Here is a 3,507-nt window from a genome sequence, read left to right on the forward strand (position 1 = left end):
TTTTTTGAAATGCTACATATATATGATTAAGGCTAGTATGTGAGGGGGGGAAGTCTTGAGATCTCATATAGAGGAGCGAGCTATCGTTGTAGCAAAATATATACTAGAAAGAAATACTACGGTACGACAAACTGCAAAAACATTCGGAGTGAGTAAAAGTACAATTCACAAAGATGTAACAGAACGTCTGGAAGAAATAAATCCATCTCTGGCTAAAGAAGTTAAGATGGTTTTAGAAAAGAATAAATCTGAGAGACACATAAGAGGCGGCATGGCAACAAAACTTAAATATGAAAAAGATATAAAAAAAGATGTAGGTTAAAGCCTACATTTTTTTTATTTATAAAATAAATTTACTACTTAAAAAATGAAGAAACTTTTCCTTGACTTAAACAGGGTTTTTGTATATTTTGTAATATAGGAGTATTTGCAAAAAACGAAAAGTTTAAATATAAATGAATATAAAAAGGAGTTGAAAAAATGGCTAGAGCTGATATAGGAATAGACTTAGGTACTGCTAATGTATTGGTGTATGTTAGTGGTAAAGGAATTGTATTAGAGGAGCCATCTGTTGTAGCGATAGAACAAAGAACAAATTCTGTTTTAGCAGTAGGTGAAGAAGCAAGAAGGATGATAGGTAGAACACCTGGAAATATAGTAGCTATTAGACCATTAAGAGATGGAGTTATTTCAAACTATGATGTAACTGAAAAAATGCTAAATTATTTTATAAATAAAGTTGTAGACAAAAAAGGATTCTCAAGATTTTTTATGCCTAGAATAATGGTTTGTGTTCCAACGGGTGTTACGGAAGTAGAAAAAAGAGCTGTAGAAGAAGCTACAAGACAAGCCGGAGCAAGAGATGTATATATTATAGAAGAACCAATTGCAGCTGCAATTGGTTCAGGTATAGATATAGCTGAACCAAATGGAAACATGGTTATAGATATCGGTGGAGGTACAGCGGATATAGCCGTAATATCTTTAGGAGGAGCTGTTGTAAGTGAATCTATTAAAATGGGTGGAGATAAATTTGATGAAGCTATAGTAAGATATATAAGAAAACAACATAATCTTCTTATCGGAGAAAGAAGTGCTGAAAAAATCAAGATAGAAATAGGATGTGCATTTAAAAGAAAAGAAGAAAAGAGTATGAAAATAAGCGGTAGGAATTTAGTTACAGGATTACCTGTATCTCTAGAGATAAACTCAACAGAAATTTTAAGTGCTCTTGATGAATGTGCTGAGCAAATAGTTGTTTCAGCGCATAATGTATTAGAAAAAACACCACCAGAATTAGCAGCTGATATAAGTGATACAGGCATAATAATGACAGGTGGAGGAGCCTTATTACATGGTTTAGACAAAAGAATAGAAGAAAGACTAGGGATAAAGGTTATAATAGCAGATGAGCCTTTAGCATGTGTTGCAAAAGGAACAGGAAGTGCATTAGGGTCTTTAGACTTACTTGAAACAGGTGGTACCTTTAGAAGAAAATAAAATTTAGGGAGGTATTTCAATGTTAAATATAGATCAAATAAAAGAGTTAATACCACATAGATATCCATTTTTGTTAGTGGATAAGGTTATAGAATTAGAAGAAGGAAAAAAAGCAGTAGGTATTAAAAATGTTACAGCTAATGAACCATTTTTCCAAGGCCACTTTCCAGAATATCCTATAATGCCAGGGGTTTTAATTGTTGAAGCTATGGCTCAAGTAGGGGCAGTAGCTATGATGTCTATAGAAGAAAATAAAGGTAAATTAGGTGTATTTGCAGGTATAGATAAGGTAAGATTTAAAAAAGAAGTAAGACCTGGGGATACATTAATTATGGAAGTTGAAATGCTATCTTTAAGAAGAAACATTGGTAAGGCTACAGCAAAAGCTTACGTTGGAGAAGAACTTGCTTGTAGCGGAGAATTAATGTTTGCTCTTGTACAAAAATAAAATAAAAGTCCTAAAATTTAGGACTTTTTAAAATAAATATTATACTCGCCCCATTATATTAGACTTATCTAATATAATGGGGCGAGTTTTTTAAGCAATATGTTGGCGAACCTTTTAGGTAGAAAGTAATAGAGCTAACGAAATTACTTCGGCTAATTCTATTATGAAGCTAAGGCGCACATTATTAAATGAAAATCTATTATTTTCATCTATCTTATCAACTATTCCTACAATAGAATGGTTTCCTATTTGGGGTAATTTTTTTCCAACACCTTTTCCAGGTAAAATTGGGCCTTCTCTTATTTGTATATTACCTATGCTACTTTTTGACCCTAAACATGCATCTATAGCTAAAAAATTTCCATTTGGATGAATCTGTTTTATGTGATCAATAGATTCGTATATATTTAAAGCGTGGATAGGATTATCTAATGTTCCGTAAACGGGGTATTTAAAATCACTATTTTGCAACATTGTACCAACTAATGGTCCGAGAGCGTCTCCGATAGCTCTGTCTGTTCCTATGCAAACTACAACTGTATTTTCATCGATTAAATCTTTAAGTATTGAGCTTAATACTTCTACAACGTTCTCTTTTTTATAATTCACTTTGGCTAAATACATAGGCACCCCCCTTCAAAAAAATATATGAATTTTTAATTTAAAAAATACCTATCTTAGGTTACATAATATATAATATGAAAATGGTATTAAATAGGATACTATATAGTTGATATAGTACAAGCAAGAATATTCCAAATGATAAATTTGATTTAAAATTATTGACAGGATTTTATAAAGATAGTAATATATAAATTAATGAGATATATAATATAAAAGAACTTAATAACTTTCTTGATTACCTTATCAAGAGCGGCGGAGGGATAGGCCCTGTGAAGCCCAGCAACCACCCATTTGGGAAAAGGTGCTAAATCCTACAAGACTAAATAGTCTTGAGAGATGAGGTTAGTTAATTAATGTATTGAATATACAAAATTAACCTCTTCTTGCATAAGAAGAGGTTTTTTAATTATTAAACTATTACCTCTAATATATAGCGTAAGATTTCAGATATATAAAGTAAAATTAACTAAGAGTATTCATAATTGGACTAACATAGGGGATGAATTAAATCCCAAAATTATAAATTAAGGAGGAATTGAGATGGCAAGACATTTATTTACATCAGAATCAGTAACGGAAGGGCATCCAGATAAAATATGTGACCAAATATCAGATGCAATATTAGATGAATTATTAAAGCAAGATCCGTTATCAAGAGTTGCTTGTGAGACTACAGTAACAACGGGGCTTGTATTAGTAGCGGGAGAAATAACAACAAAAGCGTATGCTGATATACCTAAAATAGTAAGAGAAACAGTAAGAGAAATAGGATACGATAGAGCAAAATACGGATTTGACTGTGACACTTGCGCGGTTATAACTTCTATAGATGAACAATCAGGAGATATAGCTATGGGTGTTAATGAAGCATTAGAAAATAGAGATGGACAAACAGCAGAAGATGAAATAGAAAAAGTAGGTGCAGGTGACCAAGG

5 protein-coding genes and 1 riboswitch are annotated in these 3,507 nt (G+C 32.0%); of the genes, 4 read left to right on the top strand and 1 reads right to left on the bottom strand.

Going from position 1 to position 3,507, the window contains the following annotated elements; translation table 11 throughout:
• Positions 1-55 precede the first annotated feature (55 nt).
• The 3 genes from spoIIID to fabZ all read left to right on the top strand — a co-directional run bounded on the left by spoIIID (position 56) and on the right by fabZ (position 1,948).
• Positions 56-322, top strand: a complete 267-nt coding sequence (gene spoIIID / locus JWF52_RS17030) for a sporulation transcriptional regulator SpoIIID (protein ID WP_042277578.1) — start codon at positions 56-58, stop codon at positions 320-322.
• A 158-nt stretch (positions 323-480) separates the two neighbouring features.
• On the top strand, positions 481-1,500 hold the full coding sequence (locus JWF52_RS17035) for a rod shape-determining protein (protein WP_208334695.1): 1,020 nt from the start codon (positions 481-483) through the stop codon (positions 1,498-1,500).
• 19 nt (positions 1,501-1,519) lie between these two features.
• Positions 1,520-1,948, top strand: coding sequence for a 3-hydroxyacyl-ACP dehydratase FabZ (fabZ, locus tag JWF52_RS17040; RefSeq protein ID WP_208334696.1), 429 nt, complete (start codon positions 1,520-1,522; stop codon positions 1,946-1,948).
• A 114-nt stretch (positions 1,949-2,062) separates the two neighbouring features.
• Here the strand turns inward: fabZ and yyaC are convergent, their stop codons facing one another.
• Positions 2,063-2,572: a spore protease YyaC gene (yyaC, locus tag JWF52_RS17045; RefSeq protein ID WP_208334697.1), complete on the bottom strand. Its 510-nt coding sequence runs from the start codon at positions 2,570-2,572 to the stop codon at positions 2,063-2,065.
• Positions 2,573-2,809: 237 nt separating this feature from the next.
• A riboswitch (SAM riboswitch) is annotated at positions 2,810-2,915 on the top strand.
• 197 nt (positions 2,916-3,112) lie between these two features.
• Between yyaC and JWF52_RS17050 the strand changes: the two genes are divergently transcribed.
• Positions 3,113-3,507, top strand: a 395-nt coding sequence (locus tag JWF52_RS17050; protein WP_286184245.1) for an S-adenosylmethionine synthetase N-terminal domain-containing protein, incomplete at its 3' end; no start/stop codon positions are given.

The organism is Clostridium sp. CCUG 7971 (genome assembly GCF_017590215.1).
Taxonomy (GTDB): Bacteria; Bacillota; Clostridia; order Peptostreptococcales; family Peptostreptococcaceae; genus Faecalimicrobium.

What these genes read in the sequence shown, in the direction of transcription:
- JWF52_RS17035 (WP_208334695.1), top strand. Translation starts at nt 481, where the DNA reads ATGGCTAGAGCTGATATAGGAATAGACTTAGGTACTGCTAATGTATTG.
- fabZ (WP_208334696.1), top strand. Translation starts at nt 1,520, where the DNA reads ATGTTAAATATAGATCAAATAAAAGAGTTAATACCACATAGATATCCA.
- yyaC (WP_208334697.1), bottom strand. Translation starts at nt 2,572, where the DNA reads ATGTATTTAGCCAAAGTGAATTATAAAAAAGAGAACGTTGTAGAAGTA.